The organism is Mycolicibacter senuensis (assembly GCF_002101885.1).
In the GTDB taxonomy this organism is placed as follows: Bacteria; Actinomycetota; Actinomycetes; order Mycobacteriales; family Mycobacteriaceae; genus Mycobacterium; species Mycobacterium senuense.
In genome coordinates this window covers 1-1,544 of record NZ_LQPS01000017.1, presented here as the reverse complement: position 1 = coordinate 1,544, position 1,544 = coordinate 1, and the positions used below count along the sequence as shown (strand labels likewise).

Genomic DNA, 1,544 nt, shown 5'->3' with positions numbered 1-1,544 from the left:
GAGGGTTTTCTGGAGCGCTCGGTGTTTGTCGGGGTTGTAGGCGAGGTGGTCTTGCCAGCAGTGCCAGATGACGTGCAGCCAGGCGCGGGCGAGGATGCGCACGGCGTGGGGGTGGTCGTGTCCGCGGGCGCGGGCTCTGTCGTAGAGGTCGGCGGCCCAGGGGTTGACCAAACGGGTGTCGGCGACGAAGTCGGTGACGGCGTCGCGGAGCTGTTTGCCGCAAGCCCAGCGAAATCCGACGACGCTAGATTTGCCGGACTGGCGGGTCGAAGGCGCGGCGCCGGCCAGACACGTCAGCGATTCGGGGTTCGGGAATCGGGCACGGCAGTCCCCGATCTCGGCGAGCAGACGTGCGGCGCGGACACGGCCAGCGCGTGGCAGCGAGGTGAAGATGTGGGCGTCGGCGTGGGCGTACAGTTGCGCCTCGATCTGGGTCGAGAGCGCTTTGATTTGTGCGGCCAGGGTGTCCAGCAGTGCGACGTAGCTGGCGGTGATGTGGGCCTGGGCCGTGCCGTGGGCGCCGCAGGCTCCGTGGGGGGCGGCCAGGATGCGTTGGTGCAGCACGGCGGGGTCGGCCTTGCCGGAGTAGCCCTGCTTGGACAGCCAGTCGCCGAGCCGTTTGGCGCTCAGCCAGTCGATCTTGTCCTGGGTGTCGAACCGGGTCAGAAACGCCAAGCTGATCAGCGAATCGATGTGTTGGAACAGACCGACGGCGGCGGGCAGCACGTTGCGCAGGTGTGCGCGGAGCTGATTGGCAACGGCCACACGGTGATTCACCAGGTCTTTGCGGGCCCGGCAGGCGCGCCGCAGCGCAATGGTGGCGTCGGTGTCGGGGACCAGGGCCCGCAATCGGGGGCGGTCGGTGCGCAAGGTGTCGGCCAGGACGTAGGCGTCGAAGCGGTCGTCTTTGTTGCCGACCGAGCCGTAGCGGCCGCGCAGGTTCTTGACCTGGTTAGGGGAGATCACGACCACCGTCAGGCCAGCGTCGAGCAGCGCGTCGACGACAGGTCCGTCGGGCCGTTCGATGGCGACCTCACCGGCCCCGTGCCGGCTCAGGAACGCGATGAGTTCGCGCAGACCGGCCGCAGTGTGGTCCACGGTGGTGCGGGCCAGTTCGCGGCCGCGGTCATCGACCACGCTGACGGCGTGATCATCTCGGGCCCAGTCCAGGCCGGCGGTCACACCGCCGGGCGGCTCTGGTGGCAGAGCGATGTCAGTCGCGGTGGCGTCGTTCGGGGTGTTGCTGGCAGACTTCATGTCAGCCTCCTCGCTGCTAGACCCAGTGGGGAGGCACCCGTCTTTTCCGGTGCCGCGGGCGCCGGGACGTGGTTGCCGGTTCGCTCACTGATCGGCGCTCGCAGCCAGTCTCGGCGTTGGCGCTCAGCCCTATCGTCGGTCGACACGTCCCGGGCAACCACCAAGCCCTGCAGATCTCATGCTGGACATCAACCGCGTCAAGCGAGCAGGGCAGTGACCTGGTGGCACCTCGGGTGCATCAACGCTTCATCCAGAAGCGATGACCTCAGGAAGGTAGACCAGTGAGC

Annotated in this window: 1 protein-coding gene; it reads right to left on the bottom strand. The window is 68.0% G+C overall.

Annotated elements, in window-relative coordinates; all coding sequences use genetic code 11:
• Positions 1 to 1,257, bottom strand: a 1,257-nt coding sequence (locus tag AWC24_RS03290) for an IS110 family RNA-guided transposase (RefSeq protein WP_085082064.1), incomplete at its 3' end; no start/stop codon positions are given.
• Positions 1,258 to 1,544: the final 287 nt, after the last annotated feature.